The organism is Pseudoalteromonas luteoviolacea, from assembly GCF_000814765.1.
Classification (GTDB): domain Bacteria; phylum Pseudomonadota; class Gammaproteobacteria; order Enterobacterales; family Alteromonadaceae; genus Pseudoalteromonas; species Pseudoalteromonas luteoviolacea_H.
Genome location: NZ_JWIC01000010.1, coordinates 90111 through 115498, shown reverse-complemented (window position 1 = coordinate 115498; position 25388 = coordinate 90111). Strand labels below are relative to the sequence as shown.

The following is a 25388-nucleotide window of genomic DNA, read 5'->3' as shown; positions in this document are numbered from 1 at the left end:
AATTTACCGACACATCCAAGCAAAACGCGATGTAATCACCACAACCCAAACAACCTAATAAAGTAACAGCAATGCAGCAAAGATGCCTTGCTTGAGTTGCTGTGTATGGGGGTGAGTGTCATGTGGTAGCGAGCCAAAACCCATTGCAATGTGGTTGAGTACAGGCAAAGCAATACTTTGTTTTTTATCTCGACCGACACACAGCAGTGCATAACAATCGATAGCCAGGTGGGATCAGCATGAGCGAGCAAAAGCGCAGAAGAAGACGCGAGCGCGGTGGCGCATTAACTGAAGAACAGCAATTAAAACTCAAAGCCAAATTAGCCGACAGTCAATCTAGAGCCAAGCAAAATCAGTTAGTGGTGCGTCAAGACAGAAGCGCCAAAGTGCCATTGACATCGGCTCAGCAACGCCTTTGGACTGCGTGGCAGTTAGACCCAGCAGACAGTGTGTACAACTTAGCGGGCACCTTGTCTTTTCAAGGCCAGTTAAATAAAGCCTGGGTACAAGCAAGCTTTTCGCACTTGGTGGCAAAACACGGCATTTTAAATAGTCGTTTCAGTGAGGAAGCGGGCACCACGGTTCAGCAGTTGCAAGCAGATAATGCCTTCACTTTTATTGATGTGCCCAGCCAAGATGATACCGTGCAGCAGGCATTTGAGATTGCCGACCAGCCTTTTGATTTAACCGCAGAGCCTCTACTACGTGTGGCACTGCTTGAATCTTCGGGTGAGTGCACTTTGCTGGTTGTAATGCACCACATTGTGACTGATGGCACGTCGATGCAGCAGCTATTTAATGAATTTATTCAAGCGTATGCGCTGTTACAGAGTCAACAGAGTTTACCAGAACTGACGCCGCAAGCCGATTATTTAGATTATGCTTTGTGGCTTGCACAGCAAGATCATACCGCGTTGCTAGACAAGCAATTAACAGACTGGCAAGCGGCGCTTGGCGACGATTTTGAACCCCTACGCCTACCTGCAAACAGCTTGGCAAGGCAAGGCGGTAACTATCCCATCACGACCCAATCGATGACGCTGCCCAGCGATTTATGGCAGCAAGTGCAGGCACTGACCAAACAGCACCAAGTGACGCCGTATTTGGTGCTGCTCAGTGCGTTTCAATATTTATTGCATCGCTATAGCGACCAACATGATGTCAAAGTGGGCGTGCCCATTGCCAACCGCCACCATGCGCAAACACACGGTCTAATCGGCTTTTTCATTAATACCCAAGTGGTGCGCTTGGAAGTGGCGCCACAAGACAGCTTTTCAGCGATACTGGATAAAGCCAAGTCGTTTTCACAGTTTGCACAGGCCAACCAAGATTTACCTTTTGAGCACCTGCTTGATGCCATTAAACCGCCACGCAGCACCGGGAGTCACCCGCTGTTTCAGGTGATGTTTAATTATCTAAAGCGTGACAAAGGTGCGATGGACTCATTGCAAGGGGTAAGGCTCAAAGATACTCAAGCGCTGCGCTTTTCTATGCCTTTTGATTTGCAATTGGATGTGATTGAAGAAGTCAGCGGTGATACCACGCTGCACCTGTACTATGCCAACACCTTATACAGCGAAGCATTTGCCAAACATTGCTTAGATGAGCTGGCTGCGCTACTCAGTGCGGTCTCTTTGCACCCAGCCTCGCCACTACAATATTTAGACTGGTATCCAGCGCACAGGCAGCAGAGCTTGGAGTCGTTTTCAAATGGCGAGTCAGCATTTGAATGGCAAGACTCTATTGCCGACATCATCAGTGCGCAAGCTCAAAAAACACCAGAGCAAAGTGCATTGATCTTTGCTGGTGAGCACATGAGTTATGCACAGTTTGAACAGCGCACCAATCAATTGGCACACTGGTTGATTGCCCAAGGCATAGGCGCGGAAGATCAAATTGGGGTGTATTTTGACCGCAGTTTCGAAATGGTGATTGCGCTTATCGGGGTGATGAAAAGCGGCGCGGCTTACGTACCATTGGACCCGAACTTACCCGCTGATCGCGTTGAATACATTGCGCAAAATAGCACCTTTAAATTGGTGCTGGGAAATCGCGACAATCAGCAGTTTAACGTACCGTATTTTGCTTGGTCAGCGCTGTCAGAGCATTTAGCGGCGCACAGTGGTGACTATCCAAACGTCACTATTGTACCGCAGCAAGCGGCTTATGTGATTTATACTTCAGGCTCAACGGGCAAACCAAAAGGCGTGGTGAATCACCACCATGCTTTGTACAACCGGATCAGCTGGCAGGACCAAGCCTATCCGATTGGCAGTCAAGATCGCGTGTTACAAAAAACGCCATATGGCTTTGATGTTTCGGTGTGGGAATTCTTCTGGCCGTTGATGCGCGGCGCAACCTTGGTGGTGGCTGAGCCGGAAATTCACAAAGAGCCCCGTGAGCTTGCCGAGCTTATTCAAGCCCAGCAGGTGACCTTATTGCACTTTGTGCCCTCGATGTTACAAGCCTTTATCAGTGAGCCACTGGCACAAAAATGTATCAGCATTAAGCATATTATTTGTAGCGGTGAAGCGCTGCCTGCGGCTTTGCAAGCCGATACGCTTAAGCTGTTACCGCAACTGGAAATCCACAACCTGTATGGCCCAACGGAAGCGGCCATTGATGTCAGCTATTACGAATGTGATGGCCGCGCAGACAAAGCGGTGCCAATCGGTAAACCGATCGCCGGATGTGAGCTGTGGGTGTTGGATCAGCAACTGAACCTTAGTCCAATTGGCGCTGTGGGTGAGCTTTACATTGGCGGTGTTGGTCTTGCACGTGGTTATGCAAATCGCCCTGATCTCAGTGCGGAGCGCTTTGTTGCCAACCCGTTTGCCCATGACGGTAGCCGTTTATATCGCAGCGGTGACTTGGTGCGTTGGAGTGAGCTGGGTGAACTTGAATATCTGGGTCGAACCGATCATCAGGTGAAGATCCGTGGCTTACGTATTGAGCTGGGTGAAATAGAGACGCAATTGTTTGCCCAAGATGGCGTAAAAGAAGCTGTGGTGGTGGCAGTCAGTGGCCCCAATGGCGGCGCGAGATTGGCAGCCTATGTCAGTGGGTCGTCTTTAGATGAAAGCCGTTTACAGCAGGGCTTGAGTGATGCTTTGCCAGATTACATGGTGCCTAGCAGCATCATGGTACTGGATGCATTGCCGCTGAGCAGCAATGGTAAAGTTGACCGCAAAGCATTGCCTGAGCCTAAGTTGCAAACTCAGCGTGCCTATCAAGCACCGCAAGGGGAGCGAGAAACATTACTGTGCCAGACTTGGCAGCAGGTACTGGGGCAAAGTCCCATTGGTCGTGATGACAACTTTTTTGCCTTGGGGGGAGACTCGATCCTGAGCTTGCAAATTGTGTCAGCGATGCGCCAGCATGGCTTTGCTCTGAGCGCCAAGCAAGTATTTGAAGCACCGACCATTGCCCAGTTAGCCAAAGCGCTGAGTGAGTTGAGCGACGCAGATAAAATCCCACAAGTGGTGAGCGGCGACGCGCCATTACTGCCGATTCAGCACACGTTTTTTGCCAGACAGCCCAGCCAGATTGATCATTGGAACCAAGCTATTCGCTTGACGCCACCCGCACCCATTGGCTTGGCACAGTTGAACGACAGTGTGCAAATGCTGATAAAGCATCACGATAGCTTGCGTCTGCAATTTCAACAGCAAGGGGCGTGGCAACAAACGTATCGTGAGTACGATGAGGCGAATTACCGCGAAGTGGTTTGGTATCAGCAAACCACAGACAGCGAATTTGATACGTATTTGCTCAATGCCGCTGAACAGGCACAAGCCAGTTTAAGCATTCAGCGCGCTGACTCGCTGCGGGTTTTATATGTCCACAGTGAAAACCGACAAGCCTTGATCTTAATTGCCCATCACTTGGTGATTGATGGTGTCTCTTGGCGTGTTTTAGTGGATGACTTATTGCAAGGCATTGAACTGGCTACCGCGGGCAAGGCTGTTGCATTACCCCCAAAAAGCCACAGCTATCAATATTGGGCGCAGCAGTTGCAAGCCTACCCAAGTGCTCACGCCAATGAGTTTGCCCTGTGGCAAAACCAGCAGTGTGATGCCCTTGAATTACCTAACTATGTAGCAGAGGGCGATGCGACCATTGCAAGCGCAGAAACTTTGCAAGTTAAGTTGAGCGAGTCGCATACTCAGGCCTTGTTATCACAGGCATCACGCCCATATCGTACACATATTGATGAACTGCTGTTGGCTGCTTTGAGTGTGGCATTGAAGCAGTGGACAGGCAGCACCGACGCACAGGTATTCTTAGAAGGGCATGGTCGTGAACCATGGCAGTCGCAATTGGATCTAAGCCGCACTGTGGGTTGGTTCACGTCTTTATATCCGGTGAAGTTAAGTGATGGTGATGATTTGGCACAGACCATTGTCAGCACCAAGGAGCGCTTGCGTGCACTCCCCAATAAAGGTATCGGGTATGGCGCATTTAAATATTATGGCAGCGAAGCACAGCAGCAGGCGCTGCGCACAGAGCGTAAGCCGCAAATTGAATTTAATTATCTAGGTCAGCTAGATGCCAACAGCAATACGCAGTTAGCCGATTGGCAGATGAGTACAGACGGCGTCGGTAGCAGCATTGCTGCGCAAAATCCGCTCAGCGCCGACATTGCAATTAATGGCGCGATTCAAAACAGCCAGTTACAGTTGGCCATCAGCTACAGTGGTGCACGGTTATTATCATCGGACATGGCTGAATTTGCGCAGTACTTTGAGCAGGCACTCAGTGAAGTCATTAACCATTGCCTTGAGGCTGAAGTGAGATTGACACCTGCGGATGTGCCATTGCTGAGCCTATCTCAAGATGAGCTAGATGCTCTGCCAATTGCCCCGTCGTCGGTGTCGAGCATTTATCCGCTGTCTGCGATGCAGCAAGGCATGATGTTCCACTCCATGATTGAGCAAAGTGCTGCATATCTGAATCAATTAAGGCTGGATATCAGCGGCTTGGATGTAACGCGTTTTAAGGCCGCGTGGCAGCAAGTGGTGGCGAGACATGAGGCCTTGCGCACAGGCTTTATCTCTGGGGCGCAACAGCCTTTACAGTATGTCATCCATGACCATCAAATCGTATTTGATGAATTGGATTGGCAAGCTGAGCCTGAAAAATCAGCCGATAAACTGGCCCGCACAATTTTAGATACAGGTTTTGCGGTGACTGAAGAGGTGGGCTTAATGTCGTTCACTTTGGTGCAGCAATCGGCGCAACAGCATCACTTCATTTGGACTTACCATCACATGTTGCTGGATGGCTGGAGCAGTACGGCGGTGCTGGCTGAAGTCATGATGGCGTATCAAGGGCATGCATTGCCTCAGCCCGGTGGCCAGTATCAAGATTATTTGGCATATCTTGCCAAACAAGATGAGGCGGCGGGCGATGCGTATTGGCAAAGTCGACTCGCTCAGCTAAATGACGCCTCTTATCTGACTGAACTGCAAAACCGTGATGTCTTGGATAGCCAGTTAGGGTATGCGCAGCACACATTACAGCTCGATGAGTCACAAGCGGCGCAGTTACAAGCTTTTGCACAGCAGCAAGAGATCACGGTTAATACCGTACTGCAAGGTGCGTGGTCATTGCTACTGAGCCGCATGTTAAATAAATCGGCGGTGTGCTTTGGTGCAACAACCTCAGGGCGACCTGCCGATTTAGTCGGTAGTGACAGCACTGTAGGCTTGTTTATTAATACATTACCGGTGATAAGCACCCTCGATAATGAGCAAATTGTGGGACAGTGGCTCAAAGCCTGCCAGCAAGACAGTATGCAAAGTCGTGAATTTGAGCACACGCCTTTGTATCAAGTTCAAAAACTGGCGGACGGGCAAGTGAGCTTTGACCAGCAAGGTCTGTTTGACAGCTTACTCATTTTTGAAAACTATCCAATTTCAGAGACACTGGGTGCCAATGAGCTAGGTGGAGCAAAGTTCTCTCTGGTTGAAAACCGTGAAGAAACCAACTATCCACTGACGGTATTTGTCGAAACAGCGCAGGGGCTGACCATTAACTTTGCATACCAAGGTTGGCGTTTAAGCGCTGAATTTGTGGCGCATCTCGCGAATAACTTGGCGCGTCTACTTGACGCACTGCAAACACAAGTTGAACAGCCTCTTGGACACATTCAATTGCTCGATGACGCCACGCAAGCACAAGTGAAGCAACTCGGCATGGGTAAATCACACACCCTGCCGAGCAGCGATGCTTTGGCAATGTTTGAAGCACAGGCAAAGCAAACGCCTCTAGCTGTTGCGGTGCAAAACGAGCAAGGTGATCAGCTGAGTTATGACGCACTGAATGGTCGTGCAAATCAATTGGCGCGGGCGCTGCTTGCAGCAGGGCTTACCACAGAGATGCCAGTGGCAATCAGCATGACCCGTGGTATTGAGATGATTGTCGCGATACTGGCGGTGAGCAAAGCGGGTGGCGTGTATGTGCCGATCGCGGTAGAGCTACCAGAAGAGCGCCGCGATTATATTTGTCAGCATAGCGGTGCAAAGTTTGCACTTACTAACTCAGAGGTATCCTTTACTGAATATGTGAGCTGTTTAAACGTCACAGATCTGCCGCTGACATCATATGACGATGGCAACCTTAATGTGCAGCGCCATCACCATCAATTGGTGTACACCCTTTATACATCTGGCTCCACAGGTTTGCCAAAAGGCGTGGCGATCAGTCACGGCAACCTAGTTAACTTCTTACTGGGCATGCAGCAGCAGCTGGGCTTGGAGAGTGCGCTTAATGCATTGGCATTAACCTCGTTGTCATTCGATATCTCAGGGCTAGAAATTTATCTACCGCTGATAAGTGGTGGTACGGTCACAGTGGCACAAAATGCATCGACGCTGAGCGCTACGTTATTGGCCGAGCAAGACTTAATACAAGCTACCCCAGCAGGTTGGCGCAGCTTGCTAGAGCTTGATTTATTAACACAAGTGCAAGGCAAGCGAGCTCTGTGTGGTGGTGAAGCCCTGCCTGCGGAGTTGGTGGCGGATCTGGCACAAAGTGGCGTTCAACTTTGGAATATGTATGGCCCAACCGAAACCACCATTTGGTCAAGTTGCTACCAAGTGACACAGGCGCCAGTACATTTAGGCGATGCCACCTTAAATACTCAACTGTACGTGTTGGACAACCAATTAAACCTGTGTCCACAGCAGGTGGCTGGTGAGCTGTATATTGCTGGCCTCGGCCTTGCCCGTGGTTATTTAGCTCGCCCTGAACTCAGCGCTGAGCGCTTTGTGGCAAACCCGTTTGCTGAGGATGGTGGCCGTTTATATCGCACTGGCGATTTGGTGCGCTGGAACCAAGCTGGTCAGCTTGAATATTTAGGCCGTACGGATCATCAAGTGAAGATCCGTGGTTACCGTATTGAGTTGGGTGACATTGAGGCGCAGCTGTATCGCTGTGACGGAGTCAGTGAAGCGGTGGTCGTTGATGACAACAGCACGGGCGCAACACAGCTGGTGGGCTATGTGTCTGGTAAAGCACTCGATAGCGAAATGATTAAAACCACCATCGCCCAGTGGCTACCTGATTACATGGTGCCTGCACTGGTGATGACGTTGGATGAAATGCCGCATAACAGCAATGGCAAAATCGATAGAAAAGCATTACCAGCACCACAGTGGCAAGAAACACAGGCGTACGTTGCCCCGCAGACAGAGACCGAGTCACGCTTAGCCACTATTTGGCAATCTGTATTAGGTGCAGAGCAAGTGGGCCGAGAGGATAACTTCTTTGCCCTAGGTGGAGATTCTATTAAAGCACTGAGTGTGGCGAGCCAAGGTAAGCAATCGGGGCTTAACTTTGAACTCCCTCAGCTACTGAGTACAGGCAATCTTGCCCAATTGGCGGCGTTGATTGATGGCAATGAAGCCAGTGCCAAGCCAGCGCTACAGCGTCAGACACAGAGGTATTCTGGGCTGTCGTTTGCTGAGCAGCGTCAGTGGTTCTTATGGAAGCTATCACCGCAGAGCAGTGCGTATCACATTAAAGGCGGCTTGATGCTGCAAGGGACGCTCAACAAAGAGGCATTGCAAAGAGCATTGGACTTTGTCAGCAATCGACATGATGCACTGCGTGCTGTGTACGTTGAAGATCAAGACGCGCAGGTATCGCAATATATCGCACCGATTGGCCAATGTGCCTATCACGAGTTTGATGCGTCCAATGGCGCGGACAGTACTGCATGGCGTGCGGATTTTGTGGCACAGCCCTTTGTATTGACCCAAGGCAACCTGTTCAGAGTTGGTCTGATAAAACACAGTGATTCACAGCATGAACTGGTGGTTGTGATGCACCACATTATCTCAGATGCGTGGTCATTACAGATCATTATTGACGATTTTGCTAAGGCATATCGCGATGCGCTCTCGGATAAGGTGCTACCTATCGACACCGCGAGTGTGCGCTACAGCGATTACGCACAGTGGCAGCGGGCTTGGTTAAACGACGAGGTGAAAGCTGAGCAGCTCAGCTATTGGCATAGTGCCATTGGTGATGACTTATCTGCGCTACGTCTGCCAAGCGACATAGCGACGCAGCAAAGTCGCTATCAAGCGGTGACAGAGCAAATTCAGCTAGATGGTGCACTGAAAACAGCCTTGGCTGATTATGCTAGAGTCAACAACACCAGTTTGTTTAATGTCTTAGCGACCGCACTGAAAGTGTTGCTCCATCGCTACAGCGGGCAATCAACCATTCGTGTGGGTATGCCGATTGCCAATCGCCATAATGCGGGCACTGAATCTCTGGTTGGCTTCTTTGTGAATACCCAAGTGATCACCACGCATCTTTCAGGGGAGGTGCTATTGAGTGATGCGCTTGAGCAGGTGAAAACACACTTATTGGGCGCACAAGCGCATCAAGACCTTCCATTTGAGCAACTATTAGATAGCCTTGATTTAGACCGTGACCTTGAACAGCCGTTGTTCCAAGTGATGATCAACCATCAACGCGTTGATGGGGAAGCGCTGCTTGCACTGCCCCAGTTAGATGTGAGCCCTGTATCTATTGCTGCCAGCGAAGCCCAGTTTGAATTGGTGCTGAACTGCTATGAAAACAGCGACGGGCTCACCAATATTGAGTTTGAATTTGCCAAAGAGCGCTTCAGCCCGACGCGCCGAGCAGAACTTGCCCATGCACTGAATGCGGTATTGATTGCGTTAGTCGAAACGCAATCACAGCGTATTGCCGACCTTGTGCTGCTGCCAGAAGCGCAGCGAGCGCAGTTGCATGCCTTGAGTCAGGGACAAACACACACGGCGGCGTCTTTGGTGACGTCGCAATTAAGTGCGATGGCAAAACAATATCCGCATAATACCGCATTGAAATTTGCCGACACGGCATTGAGTTATCAGCAGCTCGCAGCGCACAGTGATCGTTTGGCACATTACCTGTACGCACAATCTCACCCGGTGGTGGCAGTGCGTTTTGCCCGTGGCATTGACATGGTGATTGCAGCCTTAGCTGTGTTGAAGTCTGGTGCGACATATGTGCCGATTGACCCAAGTTTGCCCCTTGAACGTCAGCAATTCATTGCACAGCAAAGTGGCGCAGGCTTATTGCTGAGTGATGATATTGCCAGTGAGCTATCGGGTGTGCCTATCCATACACTGGATGAGTCCAAGCTCAGTGTGTATCCGACAACGGCACTTGGCAACACCATTTTACCCCAGCAAACGGCTTATATGATTTTCACATCGGGCTCGACGGGGTTACCAAAAGGCGTGGCTGTTTCTCATCAGGCGCTGGCAGATCATTGCTATGCCATGCAGCAGTATTATCAGTATCAAGTCGGCGATCACGCTTTGCTCTTTGCCTCAATGGGCTTTGATGCGGCGCTGGAACAGCTGTTAATACCACTGCTAAATGGCGCACAATTGAGTGTGGTTGACCCGAAATCTATGGGCCCAGATGCACTTGTTGAGTACGTGGAGGCTGAGCAAGTCACCGTGGTGGACTTACCGCCTGCGTATTTGCGTCATGTGCCAAAACTGGACTCAGTACGCCTGTGTATTGTCGGCGGTGAAGGCTGGCACCAAGGTGACTTTAAATTGGCTCAGCAAAGTTTGCCACAAGCACAATTCGTTAATGCCTATGGCCCAACCGAAGCTGTGGTCACACCCACGCTGTGGCTGGGCGATGCCAAGTCTTCAGTTGATGGTCGTTACGTCCCCATCGGTAAGCCGGTCGGCAATCGAAACGTGTATGTGCTAGATAGTGACCTGAACTTGTTGCCACAGGGGGCTGTTGGTGAGTTGTATATTGGCGGCAGCTGTTTAGCTGAAGGCTATGTGCAGCAAGCGGATTTAACCGCCGAGCGTTTTGTGGCGAACCCGTTTAGCGACAATGGCACGCGATTATATCGCACGGGTGATTTAGTGCGCTGGAATGCGCAGGCACAGTTGGAATACTTAGGCCGTGTTGACGATCAGATTAAAATTCGTGGTCACCGTATTGAGTTAGGTGAAATTGAGGCGCAGCTCAGCGCGCTCGATGGTGTGGCACAGGCGGTTGTTTTGGTGCAAAGCCAGCAGGAGCAACCTGTGTTAGTGGCATTTGCGGTCAGTGATAAGCTGACTGGCAGTGCGCTGCAAGTTGCGCTGCGTGAGCGCCTACCTGAGTACATGATCCCACAAGCCATTGAAATTGTGACGCAGTTACCGCTCAATCAAAATGGCAAGGTGGATCGTAAACGCTTACCAACACTCACACTTGTATCGGAGCAAGGTGCATGTGTGCCGCCACAGGCGGGCCTTGAGCAGCAGATAGCGCAGATTTGGCAATCACTGTTGAATGTCCCGCAAGTGGGTCGACACGACAGCTTCTTCGCATTGGGCGGGGACTCCATCAGTGCGCTGCGTTTGGTGCCTAGAATTAACCAATTAGGTGATTACGGCATTGAGGTAAAAGACATTTTCAATGCGCCAGATTTGGCGGCTTTAGCCCAACTGACTGCGCAGTCTGAGCAGGGGCCAGCGCGTTTAGCACTGGTACCTGTTGAGCGCACAGAGCTAATGCCAGTGTCTGCGGCGCAGCAAAGCTTGTGGCTGACGGACAGAATGAGTGATGCAGCAGACAAAGCTGCGTATAACATCGCAGGGGGCGTATCTCTCAGTGGTGAACTAGACATTCAGGCGCTTGAGCTGGCATTTAACCAGTTACTTGCTCGCCATGAGGTGCTGCGTACTCGCTTTGTGAATGTTGAGGGCGAGCCGCGCAGTGAGGTGCTTGAAAATGTACACTTTAACATTGCTGTTGAGCAGGTTGAATGTGCGCAAACGGCGATGCAAATGCGCCGTGACTTTGAGCAGCAAGGTTTTGATTTAAGTACCGCACCTTTGATGCGCGCCAAAGTGCTGAAACTGGGTGCAGATAGCTATCAATTATTGGTCAGTATGCATCACATCGTCAGTGATGGCTGGTCGATTGCCAACTTGGTGCAAGAGCTTGGCATGTTTTATGCCGAGCAGCTTGGCGACAGTAGTTTAGTCGAAGCGATGGCGCCGCTAGAGGTGCAATATGCAGATTATGCACACTGGCAAAATGCCCGTTTAGCCTCCGAAGAGGGGGACCAAAACCACGCATTCTGGCAGCAACAGCTTGAGGCGGCACCACAGGTCACCACGTTGCCACTGCATTTCCCGCGTCCTGACAAACCGAGCAGCCAAGGCGAGCAGGTACGGTTTGATATTCAAGCGGACACAGCGGCGCAATTGCAAGCATTGAGCGAGGCGCATCAGGTTTCCTTATTTGCCTTGTTAAAAGCCAGCTATATGGCGTTTTTGAGTCAGCAAACGGGACAGCAAGACTTAGTGGTGGGCACCCCCATGGCAGGTCGAGAAACGCTTTCGCTAGAACCATTAATTGGCTATTTCATTAAGGTGATGCCACTGCGCGTAAAAGTCAGTGCAGATGAGAGTCTTATTAGTTTGGCAAAGCAGGTTCAGCAGCAATTTTTAGCGGTGCAAGATCACCAGCTGCTGACGCTTGAGCGGATCATGCAATTGGTGGATACACCGCGTCAAGCGGGCACCTCGCCAATCTTCCAGCAGTTGTTTGTGATGCAAAATACACCACAGCCACGCTGGCCTGTTGACGGCATGGAGATCACTGAGCTGCCAAGTGGTGACGTGAGTAGTAAGTTTGACTCAGGCATCTTCATTGAGCCGAGTGAAACTGGGTTCAGTGGTAATCTGGTATTTAAAACAGATCTCTACCTGAAAGATAAAATGGCGACCTTGGTCACTCAGTGGTTGAGTCTGTTGGATACTTTGGCAGTCCACCCTGAGCAAGCCTTACCTAGGCCTAAACGCAGTAGTGGTGCCAAAAAGCGTAAGTCTGCCAAGTTTGGTAAATTGAAAAAGTAAGCTGGTTTATCATGTTAACCCAAAGCCAAGGTCGCCAAATGATCTTGGCTTTTTCATTTTATTGCCAGCGTCTTGGCGGGTAAAGCCACATTCTTGCGTGTTTTACTTAAAAAAAATCCCACCTTACTCGTCATTAAAAGACATCCCTAGAGAGTGGGCAAACTATGCCCAATGCAAGGTGCTGTGAAACGCACTGTGTATGCCAATGAGAGTGGCTGAAAATACCTAGGGTAAGCACATTATTGGTTAATTCATAATGGGCTGTTTGGATGCAACCCAGTGTGCCAAATGGCTCCAACTTTACTGCAAGAGACATTTGGCATGATGCAAAAGTATATTGATGCATATCCGCAGGGCCTTGGCCTGAGTGTTCAACAAAAACAACACCTATCAACACATGAAAACAGTACACCTGCAGTGCACAGTGTATTGGTGCCGATCGCGTCAGATTTAAGCGTGTCAGTGATAAACCAGCGAGCGACAGACATTGCTCAGCAGCAGTTGATTTTTCAGTTTGCATTTGTGCACATCGAGGGGCAAGACGAGATCCATCAGATGCCTGTCGAACCAGCTCCATCCGTTTGTGAAGCACTCGATAGTGCTGCGGACTTAACGGCGGTGGAACGTGCCAAGCTGATTCCTGTGTCATTGAATGCATCGCAGGGACACACTATTCAATTAAGTCACTTTGAGGCTCAGCAACAAGCTTATTTATTGGTCCAAGCCAATGCGCTGGCCTTAGATATTGCCAGTGTTTATGAATATATTGATGGATTAGTGCATGGCACAGAGTGTGATGATGAGGTGATCCAATACCCGGACTTTTTAGCTTGGGTGACAGAGACAAATTCTGCGCCAGAAGCAGCTCAAGGGGCGGCTTACTGGCAGCAAGTGGGCAGCAAATTACAGCAGCTTGATAAACACTTTCACTTACCTTATCGCAAAGCGCCTGAGGTCAGCGATAGGCAAGCTCAGCAAAGCCAAGTGTGCACTTTGGACTCATCGTTATTGCAGCGCATTGATAACTTGGCCGAGCAACTTGAATTGGACGCTGATGTCATATTGCAGGCAACATGGTGGTTATTGCTCGCTAGGATCAGTCAAAATAAGGGCTTTGTCGCCGGTTGTGGCTACGATGCCAGACAGATCAGCGAAGAGCTTGAAGGTGCACTGGGTGTGTATCAATTGCATTTACCGCTGGCCATTGAAGTAAACCCCACACACACGCTCAGTGATTGGTTGACTCACTTCGACTTTCAAAATGAGCAGCATGTTGAATGGGCTGAGTCCTTTGCTGGCCTCGCCGAATATGGCATAAACACTGCGCCGAGTTGTCTGATGCAGGTGTGGCATGGTGAGGTGCAGGGTCAGCTGCTGCGTTTAGATGATGGCAGTGAGCTGCATTTGATGTGTGTGCTGCAAGAAGGTGAGGCGGTATTAACTCTGCGTCATGATAGTCGAGCGTACAGCGCGGATGCTGTGCAGGCACTGCTTGCGCAATATCAACACCTGTTGATGCAATTGGATAACCAGCTTCATACGCCAATTGGTGCATTGCCCATTGCGACTGAGCAAGAGCAACAGCGCCATTTGGGGCTTAATCGTCCAGCCACTGATGTGCCTTTGCTATTTGATAAAATCACGCAGTTTGCGCAGCAAAATAGTGTAGTGGCACTCACCGATGGGCAGCAAAGCCTTAATTACGCAGCACTAGATAACCGTTTGCTGCGCATTGCTCAAGTACTTAAAAGTAAAGGCGTAGTCAGTAATGACATCGTCACTGTGGCTTTGCCACGCAGTTTTGAGCAAGTTTTGGTGATTTTAGCCATTCAACGTTTGGGTGCGGCTTATTGTCCTGTTGATCCCGTGTGGCCCGAAGCACGCCAAGCGCAAATCATCTCTGCGGCGGGCGCCTCGTGCCATATTGGCGAGCAAAGCAGTGACCATGCTTTAGGTTTAGCGGCGCTACTCAGTGAAGCTGAACAACTGACGACCGTGGACACCCTTGCTTTACCTAATGCCCAGCAAGCGGCTTATGTGTTGTTTACTTCAGGCTCGACGGGCACCCCCAAAGGCGTGGTGATTGAGCATGGCCAATTGGCTCATTATTGCTTTGGTTCCAGTGAGGCACTTAACTTGGGGGCTGAGCGCTATGGCTTGACCTCCACCGTGGCGGCGGATATTGGTAACACTTGTTTGTTTAACGCTTTTTATAATGGGGGCAGCCTCATCGTTGCGCCTGAGCAAGCGGTCAGAGAAGGACAGGCCTTTGCGCAATTTATCACGGCGCATCAGGTTGAGGTGGTGAAAATTGTACCTTCACATCTACAAGCGTTATTGGAAGCTGAACCCAAAGCACTGCCGCAAAAATTAATTTTAGGTGGAGAGGCGAGTGCGCCGACTTTACTGCAAAAAATTCATCAACTGAGTCCAAGCACGCAAGTCTTTAATCACTATGGCCCTACTGAGGCGACCGTCGGGGTGTTGTCTCACCAATATCATGACTTAACCAGTTTTGCTGGCACTGTTGCCAAGTTGAGTAAGGTGTTTGCAGGTACCTCGATTTATATTCTCAATGAGCAAGGCGCGCTGTGTGCCATGGGTGAACAAGGTGAGCTGCATATTGCGGGCACGCAATTGGCCCGTGGTTATCTTGGTAAAGGGGAACACGAAGGCTTTATGACTGACAGTCCGTGGGCACCGCGCCTTTACCCTACAGGTGACGTTGCCAGATATATGCCTGATGGCAGCATAAGCTTATCTGGTCGTAAGGATGATCAGGTGCAAATTCGCGGTTTCCGTGTTGAACCCAATGACGTTGCCGCTGCTGTGAGCCGCTGTCTTACTTCGGTAGGCTGTTATGTCACGGCCCATAAAGTGGCTGGTCAAACTGCATTAGTGGCTTATTTGACAGGATTCAACTATCAAGACGAGGCAGCCTTGGGCTTATTGACGGGTGATGTGAACCAATACCTTCAAACCAGTTTGCGTGAACAGCTACCTGAAGCCATGGTGCCACAGTTTTTTGTGGCGCTAGAACAGTTACCACTGTTGGCCAATGGCAAGGTTGATCGCAGCCAGCTGCCAGACGTTGCAAAATTACAGACCCAGCACTATGTAGCGCCTAACTCGCAATTAGAGACATGGTTAGCGGATGCGCTGGCACACATTCTTGAAGTGGACAAAGTCAGTTGTGATGCAAGTTTCTTTGACCTTGGCGGTCACTCACTGGCGGCCATTAAACTGGTGACGCGCATCAAGCAGCAGCTGCTGATGGATGTTGAGCCGACCTTGGTGTTTGATAATGCCACCATAGTGAAATTTGCAGCGGCGTTAAGCGCACAGCATAGCAATCCGCAAAAATTAGAAAAAATCGCCATGACGCAATTAAAGCTGGCAACGTTATCGCCCGAGCAGCGCAAAGCGCTGCAGCAAAAACTCGGCTTGGGCAACTAGTACACGTAATCCATTCAACTTTGTATATGGGAGTCGACGACTCCCTTTTCCTTTTTTCGAGATACACATGAACAACGACGATATTCTTGATGTGCTTGCAGATGAACTGGACCTTGAATTACTTGGTGAGCTACTTGCTGAGCAACCAGAGGCTGACAACCAGATCCCAAAACACCCAGACACGTTTGGCAACTTGTCTTTTCAACAGCAAAGGCTGTGGTTACAACAGCAATTAACCCCAGAGTCGATTTCATACAATGTCCCCCGTGCCTTTTACATTGAGACGGCTTTGGACATCGACAAACTACAAGCAGCGCTGAACGCTTTGGTAAATACCCATCAGGCGCTGGCAACACGCTTTAGCAATGGCAGTACTCCAAGGCAGTACTTGGTTGAAGAGGCACAGGTGCCCTTGTCGATATTGACGTTAGATACATCGTTGCAAGCTTGGGCAGCGGTTGATGTGTTGGGTTCGAATGTCGTAACTAATTGGTTTGCTCAGCCGTTTGATTTAAGTTGTGCGCCGTTAATGCGCGCCGCTTGGATAGCGTACGGCAAAGGCGGGATTTTACTGTTAGATAACCATCATATTGCCAGTGATGGATGGTCCTTGAATTTAATTTTGCGAGATTTAGTGCGAGCTTATTTTGGTGAGCCTCTCTCACCAACTGGGTTGCGATATTTAGATTATGCCCAGTGGCAGCGCGATGCCCTTGAGTCCGAAATGGGACAGCAAGCGTGTTCATATTGGCAAGACTATGTGAATTTTGAGCCGCAACACCTTGCACTACCCAAAGCTGAACAAGCGAGCGATGAACGCTATGCTGTGGTGGCAAAAGCGCCGCTATCTGCTGAGCAAACCCGAACACTAAGACAGCTTTCTCAGCAACATAACCTGACGGTTTCGTCGTTAACCATGGCGCTGTATCAGATAGTGTTGTCGCGCTTTAGCGACGCACAGCAGTTTTTATTGGGTGTGCCGACGGCTGCCAGAAATCATCCGGATATTAGTGAGATTGTTGGCTTTTTTGTCAATACGCAGCTGTATAAGAATGAGGCATTGCCAGAGCGTACCTTGGTGGAGGTTGCCCGCGCGGTACAACAGCATACCCTGACTGTGATTGAACACCAGCTTATCCCATATGAATGGTTGGCTAGAGAGCTTGGTTGGCAGCAAATGGGTGAGCAAAGTCATTTCCAAGCCATGTATAACTTTTCAGAGTACAAGCCCAGCAGTGATGGACCGATGCCATTGCCACTGACGCCCATTGTGGTCGACAAGTTTGAAGCCAAGTTTCCGCTTTCACTGGAAGTGATTGAGCAAGCTGATACCTTATTGATCCAATTTGAGGGCGATCCAAAATACTATGACATGTCTGTGTTGGAGCGCTTGTTGGCATCTTTTGTGGCATTTGCCTCCAAGCTGACCAGTGCACCAGATGTTGCGCTTGGGAATGTGGTCGCAGAAGCGATGCCAGTAAAAGCTCAACCCGTTGCGCCAGCTGCGGATTACTTATCTGTGTTGGCGCAGAACTTTGCCACACATCAGGAACATATTGCCGTATCAGATCTGCAAGGTACTTCATTGACGTATGCCGAGCTTGATACACGCAGTGCGCAATTGGCTAATTATCTATTAGCTGAGGGCTTGCAAAGCGAGCAAAAAGTCGCGCTGATGTATGAACGTGATGTGGATATGCTGGTGGCCATGTTGGCAGTACTGCGTGCTGGTGGCGCTTATGTGCCTGTAGACCCTAAGTTACCGCAATCACGTATTGACTATATCCTCTCGCACAGCGGTACGCAATTGGTGCTGCACAACCTCACTACGTCAGTGGCAATAGAGGTTGAGCAGTGCAATACAGCGACGTTATCTTTGCAAGGTTATGCTGCTACGGCTGCAGCTATCACGATTCACCCTGCGCAATTGGCGTATGTGATTTATACCTCGGGTTCGACGGGTAAGCCAAAAGGGGTGGCCATTAGCCATCAAAACCTCAGTAACTTTTTAGCGGCTATGCAGGAAAAATTTGCTTTGCAGCGTGAAGATACTGTGCTGGCACTGACGTCCTTGTCGTTTGATATTTCAGGCCTTGAGTTACATTTGCCGCTGTATGTGGGGGCGAAGGTATGCATTGCTCAGCAGCAAAGTCAGCTCAGTACCGCCATCTTGGCACACGTTTCTGTGATCCAAGCTACGCCAGCGGGATGGCGTGCCTTGCTGGCGCAAAACTTAATTGAAAAACCAGTACTGGGTCTGTGCGGGGGGGAAGCACTCCCCGCTGAGTTGGCAGTCGAGTTACTCGAGAAACAAGTGACCCTTTGGAACATGTATGGACCGACAGAAACCACCATTTGGTCTTCTTGTCAGCAGGTTGTGGCGCCCGATATTCACCTTGGTGACAGTGTGCGCGCGAATCAATTTCATGTTTTGGACGGCGCTTTAAACCCGGTCCCCAATGGCGTTGCCGGTGAGTTATATATTGCGGGTGATGGCCTCGCTCGTGGCTATTTAAATCGTCCTGAACTCAGTGCAGAGCGTTTTATAGCCAACCCATTCTGCCAAGCGGGCAGCCGTTTGTATCGCACTGGAGACTTGGTGAAATACAACCATGCAGGCCAGTTAGAATATTTGGGACGCACCGATCATCAGGTGAAAATCCGTGGTTTTAGAATTGAGCTAGGCGAAATTGAAGCACACTTTTATCAACAGACAGCTGTGACTGAAGCTGTGGTAATCGCGGAAGAGTTACCAACCGGCACGCGTTTGGTGGCCTATGTGGCAGGGCATGGACTTGAAAGCAGTACACTACAAGCACAACTAGCAGCGCAATTGCCACATTACATGGTGCCAAGTGTGATCATGGTATTGGATAAGTTGCCACTGAATAACTCAGGCAAAATTGACAGACACGCTTTGCCAAAAGCACAAGATGGCCAAAGTGAAGACTATGTTGAGCCTGAAAATGAGCAAGAGCAGCAATTGGTTGAGATTTGGCAAACCGTGCTCAAGACTTCACCGATTGGCCGTGAAGATGACTTCTTTACTTTGGGTGGCGACTCCATTAGTGCACTGCAATTGGCAAGTCGCATCAGTGAGACACTCGAGTGCAACTGCTCAGTAAAAGATGTGTTTGATGCACCCAATGTCGCCGCTTTAGCTGTGCTATTAAATAAAGCAGGCAAGGCTCAACTGCCTCAGCTGGTCAAAGTTGCAGCTCAGCCGAGTTATGAATTAGCACCTGCGCAGCTGAGCTTGTGGCTATCCGATCAACTGGTAAAAGCGCAAGACAAGCACGCGTTTAATATTTCAGGTGCGGTCACATTGCGTGGCGCGCTGGATGTTGACCTGCTACAGCAAGCGTTTGACTTAGTGATTGCACGCCATGCCTCGTTGCGCATGCGCTTTGTTGAGCACTTGGGTGAAGCCAGTATGCAAGTCAGTGAGCAGCTTGATTTTAAACTGGCGGTAGAAGTACTGACGGATGTAAATGAAGGCGAGCGCACAGCGCACAGCCAGCAACTGCAGCGCGACTTTGAAAATCAGCCATTTGATTTGACAAAAGCGCCGCTGCTGCGCGCCTTGCTTATTCAGCTTGGAGAAAGCGAGTATCAATTGTCGGTCAGTACGCATCATATTATTTCCGATGGCTGGTCGATGAGTGTATTGATTGGCGACTTGGCTACGGCATATCAGGCGCTTGCGAGTCATCAGCCACCAAGTTGGTCGCCATTGCAGTTCGATTATGTGGATTATGCCAGTTGGCAGCAAACGCTACTCAGTGGTGAGTCCGGAGACGTGCTGAGAGCTTATTGGCGCGACCATCTAGCAGCAGCACCGGCAAACAGTGCATTACCAAATCATTACCCACGCCCTGCGCAATTGAGTAATGAAGGGGGATTGGTGGTGGGCGCATTTGATGCAGATCAAACCAAGCGCTTAAAAGTGTTTGCCAGTGAGCAACAAATATCACTCAATGCCTTGCTCTTATCTGGTTATTTCTTGTTCTTACATGCCATCAACGATAAACCAGATGTGGTGGTTGGCAGTGACTTTGCAGGACGTGATAATCCAGCGCTTGAAGCCCTGATTGGTTTTTTTGTGCGGGTATTACCACAGCGTAGCAAGCTTGATGAAAATGATTTAGTAATTGATTTTATTAAACAAACTCAAGATTTATCACTGCAAGTGATGGCCCATCAAGCGCTGGGCTTGGAGTCATTGACTGAATTAGTGGACGCCCCAAGGGTGAACAATATTCAACCATTAGTGCAGCAGCTATTTGTCATGCAAAACACCCCGCAGCAGCAATGGATGATGGATGACATTCGTCTTGAACCTGCCGACAGCCTCAGTGCGATTAGCAGTAAATTTGACAGTGCGCTTTTCGTCATTGAGGCGGATGAGTTGCAATGCCAGTGGGTGTTTAGAAAACAACTATACAACCCTGAGAGTATGCAGCAATGGTTGGGGCGTTGGCAGCAATGCGTATTGCAACTCATGGAGATGAGCGAACAGCCTGTTCGTAATGTAATTTCGCCAATGATTCAGGAATTTAAAACTATGCAAAAAGCCGCCCGCGGAAATTCATTTTCAGGATTAAAGAAAGGTCTAAAAAAACGCACCAAGGCACCTGCTGCGCCGATAAAAACCTATTTTTTACCAGACACTGAGCAGTTTCCTATTCTCGTAGAGCCGACGTCCCCTGATCTTGACCCAATTAATTGGGCAAGTAATAACCGTGATGTGATTGACGGTTATTTAAAGCAGTACGGTGGCATTATTTTTAGAAACTTTGCGTTGCAATCCCCTCAAGAATTTGAGTCATTTGCTGATGCGATCCAGCCGGGTTTATACGGCCAATATGGTGACTTGCCGAAAAAAGAAGGCGGCAAGAAAACCTATAAATCGACGCCTTATCCTGAGCGTCAGATGATTTTGTATCACAATGAGAGTTCTCACCTAGACAAGTGGCCGCGCAAGCAATGGTTCTTCTGTGAGTTGCCATCTGTGGTTGGCGGTGCGACGCCGATTGTGGATTGTCGCCGTATGCTCAAAGAGTTACCACAAGAGCTGGTGGAAAAGATTAAAGCCAAAGAGCTGCTTTATGTACGTAATTTTATTCCGAATCTGGATGTTGCTTGGCAGGACTTTTACAAAACTGACGATAAAGCCGAGGTGGAAGCACGTTTGGCGGCCAGCAATACCGAGTTCCGTTGGCTAGACAATGGTGGCTTGCAAACCCGTACTAAAACCCATGGCGTGATCAAGCACCATCTAACGGGTGAAGCGTCTTTCTTTAACCAAGTACAGCTGCATCACGAGTCTTGTTTAGAAGAGAGCGTGCGCAAAGACTTAATAGAAATGGTTGGCCACGAGTACTTACCTCGCAATGTATTTTTTGGTGATGGGACGCCGATCAGCTATGAAGAAATGGCTCTGATCGGTGAAGCGTACGAGCGCTGCGCGGTTCGATTTGCTTGGCAAAAGGGCGATGTGGTAATGCTTGATAACATGTTAGCAGCCCATGCCCGCGACCCTTACGAAGAACCAAGAAAAATCGTTGTTGCGATGGGCGACATGGTATCCCAACAACAATTGGCTGACGCCAACACCGCGCAAGCAGAGCAGGAGTGCCCAGCATGATCACAGAGTATATCGAAGAGTATCAACAAGGTGTCGTACTAACAGCAAACCAGCAGCGCTTTGTGACTGAGGGCGAAAATACGTCAGCACTGGTACAGTTATTGGTGCCTTGCTCACGCAGTTTGCAAGAGATTCAGCACTATGCAGGCGAGCTGGTGCAATTTCACTTGAGTTTGGCTTCAAATTATCAGCAAGTTGAGGGCTTTAAAGGTCTTCGTGCTGTGCCAAGTCTTGATGCCAAAATGAAAGTGGATAACTTGGAGTGGACACAGGATGGTATACCCAGTTTGGCACAGCTGGCGGTGATTTCTCCTGTTGAAATCGCGCCTCATGCAGGCTGCAATCTTCATCTGACTCGCATTAACGCGCCAGAGCAAAGCTATTTGGCGCTGCGCGGTTTTGCCGGTGCGTTGGACTTATCATCACTGGAGCTTATCGCTGCCATCATAGCTGGCCAACCGGATGATGAAGAAGCGCTGCAGTTTCCTGATTTTGTTGCCTGGCAGCAAGAGATGTTGCATGACGAAGATGGCCTAGCAGGCCAAGTGTACTGGCAAAACTATTTAACAGGGGATATCCCAGCACCATTGCAGTTGCCATACAATATGGGCACGGTCAGTGAAGGTGAGCGCAGCTACACGCAAGTTCAAAATGAGGTTGATGCTGCGCTGTGGCAAGGTGTTGAACAGTTTGCAGAGACAATGGAAACTTCAGCACAGAATATTGCGCAATATGCATGGTGGTGGTTGATGGCGCGTTTGGCAACGACGCCGCGTTTTTTGACCGCACTGCATTATGATCCCCGTCTTGAAGACGAAGCATTTGAAGGCGCATTGGGCCGATATGCGAAAAGTTTACCGCTTATTATTGAATATCAGCCAGAGCAGAGCTTGCACAGCTGGTTAGGTGCGCTAAACGAGCAGTGTGAAAATCATCGTCAGGTGGCGCAAAGTATTTCATTGGCACAGCTTAATACCGCTGTCACTGCGACAGATGCCGTACTGCCGCTAAACAGCGCGCAGACTGATTGGCAGGTGAGTCAGCATCATGCACTGAACTTAGCGGTATCTCAGCAGGGCACGTTGACATTAAATTACTGCCAAAACAGTTTTTCTGCAGCTGCAGTGAGTAGTTTGCTGGCGCAATTGGCTCAGGTACTGCACGTGATTCAATCAGCAGAGGTGCATACCCAATCTGCTGAGATCAGCCTATTAAGTGATGGTCATAAATCACAGCTTTTGGCCATCAATGGTGTGCAATTGGCAACGCCTGCTGAAACAGTGATCGCACGTGTCGCGGGCTTTGCCAGTACAGATGCTGACTCTGTGGCACTTATTGATGCAGACAGCACACTCACGTACGGCCAGTTATGGCAACTAGTTGAGCGCACAGCTAAAGGGTTAAAGACCAGACAGCCTGACTCAATACAGCCGATATTACTCTTACTGCCAAGAAGCACGGATTTAATCGTGGCGATGCTTGCCAGTATGCGGGCAGGGTTTGGCTTTGTGCCATTAGACCCAAGCTGGCCGCAGGCACGTATCGACAAGGTCGTTGCCCAGTTTGATAGTGCCACCCTGATAGCGGAGTCAGCGCAAACAGGTGAGACAGTGCAGGCATTGCAAGCAGACAGTGATGTTGTGTTGCCAACACTTGCTTCACTTGAAACCTGCCTTGCATACAGTATTTTTACGTCTGGCTCGACGGGCACACCAAAGGGCGTGCGTATCGGCCAGCAACAGCTGAGTGCCTATTGTGCGGCATCCAGTGAAGCATTGGGTTTGTTAGAGCAAAATAACTTTGCACTGACAGCGACCGTGGCAGCAGATTTGGGATATACCTGTTTATTTAATGCGTTATATCTTGGTAAGCGATTGTGTATTGCCAGTGAAAAGCAAAGTATGGACAGCACAGAGTTTGGGGCGTTTTTATCTGAGTATCAGATTGATTGCATTAAAATCGTACCTTCTCACTTACAAGCGCTGTGCGACTTAAAAGCACTGCCTTATTTCCCGCAAAAAATTGTACTTGGCGGTGAGGCGTGTCCAAATACCTTTTTACGTTCAATACAGCAGTGGGCGCCGCATAGCGAAATTTACAATCACTATGGGCCAAGTGAAGCCACCATAGGGGTGATGTGTCATCGTTATGTGGCAGGCGACGGTGGTGTGGCTAAGCTCAGCCAGGTGTTTGCAGACACGCAGACGTATGTGCTTAATCAAGCTGGGCAGCTGTGTAGTTATGGTGAAGTGGGCGAGCTATTTATCGCTGGTGCGCAGTTGAGCGACGGGTATTTGGGTCAGCCAGACCATCCCGCGTTTACCGAGCACAGTGAATTGGCTCAGCGCGTTTATGCCACAGGCGATCTTGCTCGCTACATGCCGGACAACTCAGTGATGATCTTAGGGCGTAAAGACGACCAAGTGAAAGTACGTGGCTTTAGGATTGAGCTAGGAGAAGTGGCTGCCTGTATTGAGCAGCTTGAGGGCATTGAACACGCGCTTGTGGTGGCAGACAAAGTGGATGGACAAGTGCGCTTAAATGCCTATTTGATTGCCAATCAGTATGTAGATGGGGCACTGAACAGCGACGCGACGCAAGCACTTAAAAGTGCCTTGTCACACAGTTTACCTGAGGCGATGATCCCTTCTGCCTTTATGGTGGTGGCACAGTGGCCGAGGTTGGGTAATGGAAAAGTCGACCGCAAGGCGCTACCTTCATTTGCGAGTCAGACACTGACTTATGAAGCGCCGCAAGGGGAGTTAGAAGAAAAACTCGCTGCGGTGTTTGCAGAAGTATTGGAGCTCGATAAAGTCAGCCGTAGTGCATCATTTTTCCAATTAGGTGGCCACTCCATTGCGGCCATCAAGTTGGTTAAGCGTTGGGCCGATAGAGAGGCGTCAGATCTGCACTTTGATTTAGGTGTGTTATTCCAAGCACCGAGCGTTGCTAAATTGGCCGATGTGCTTAGCACAGAGGCAACTGAGCAGATCACACCATTGAATGGCCATAAAGCAGGTAATCGTCAGGTTATTTGTTTCCATGATGGCTTAGGCTTATCCCTGAGTTATCGTGCATTGGCAGAGCATTTGAATGATCAGGTCAACTTGTTTGCCCTTGAACCAAATAGTGCCGACCTTGCCGTGGATGATTTTGATGCGTTGGCGCAAAGTTACACAGACAAACTCATCACGCAATTTGCTGGACAGCCTATTGAGTTGTTGGGTTGGTCTATGGGCGGCTTATTGGCAGCAAAAGTGGCTATCTTGTTGGAAGCAGCAGGGCAGCCTGTCACACAATTGTACTTGGCAGACTCGTGGATCCCAACCGCACAAACACGCAATATCTCTCAGTTAGATGCAATCAGCGAATTTTTAACCCTGGTGGTGGATAATGGCGGCGAGGCGTGGACGCAGCGCATAAACAGTTACTTTGTGCCTCTACTTGCTGATAATGAGCTGGACAGCGGTACATTAAGTGCACATTTACAGGCATTTTGGCAATCTGCTGTTGACGCGTTACCGCTGCCTTACAATGCGATCACCGCACAGCAATTGGCGGATACTTTTACCAAGAGTGAGCGCTTGAAAGCACTGCGTGCAGTGAAATGCACCTTGCCAAGCCTGCCTGAAACATTGCCAACACATGTCTTGTGGTCAAAAGAGCGTTTGAGCAGTGACATTGATGTGTATAGTGCGCAATTGACGAGCAATGGCGCGACAATGGTGGTTGAACAGCTAGATGTTGGGCACCAAGAAGTGGTCCGTCATCCACAGTTATTGAATGCGGTTGCGACTCAAATGAGCTAACGCTAGTCACTTACAAATAGGCTGATTTATAGGGGCGTTTGGGTAACAAACGCCCCTTTTCTTGTTTTTTAT

4 protein-coding genes are annotated in these 25388 nt (G+C 49.6%); all 4 read left to right on the top strand.

Going from position 1 to position 25388, the window contains the following annotated elements:
• The first annotated feature begins 239 nt into the window (after nucleotides 1-239).
• On the top strand, nucleotides 240-12404 hold the full coding sequence (locus JF50_RS22020; protein WP_039611501.1) for an amino acid adenylation domain-containing protein: 12165 nt from the start codon (nucleotides 240-242) through the stop codon (nucleotides 12402-12404).
• Nucleotides 12405-12692: 288 nt separating this feature from the next.
• Nucleotides 12693-15860, top strand: coding sequence for an AMP-binding protein (locus tag JF50_RS22015; RefSeq protein WP_052262677.1), 3168 nt, complete (start codon nucleotides 12693-12695; stop codon nucleotides 15858-15860).
• A gap of 67 nt (nucleotides 15861-15927) precedes the next feature.
• Entirely contained in the window at nucleotides 15928-21507 is a 5580-nt protein-coding gene (locus tag JF50_RS22010) for a non-ribosomal peptide synthetase (RefSeq protein WP_039611500.1), read from the top strand.
• On the top strand, nucleotides 21504-25316 hold the full coding sequence (locus JF50_RS22005; protein WP_039611499.1) for a non-ribosomal peptide synthetase: 3813 nt from the start codon (nucleotides 21504-21506) through the stop codon (nucleotides 25314-25316). Before JF50_RS22010 ends, JF50_RS22005 begins: the two co-directional genes overlap by 4 nt.
• Nucleotides 25317-25388: the final 72 nt, after the last annotated feature.

Coding starts and splice junctions, on each gene's coding strand:
- JF50_RS22020 (WP_039611501.1), top strand. CDS start 240: ATGAGCGAGCAAAAGCGCAGAAGAAGACGCGAGCGCGGTGGCGCATTA.
- JF50_RS22015 (WP_052262677.1), top strand. CDS start 12,693: ATGGCTCCAACTTTACTGCAAGAGACATTTGGCATGATGCAAAAGTAT.
- JF50_RS22010 (WP_039611500.1), top strand. CDS start 15,928: ATGAACAACGACGATATTCTTGATGTGCTTGCAGATGAACTGGACCTT.
- JF50_RS22005 (WP_039611499.1), top strand. CDS start 21,504: ATGATCACAGAGTATATCGAAGAGTATCAACAAGGTGTCGTACTAACA.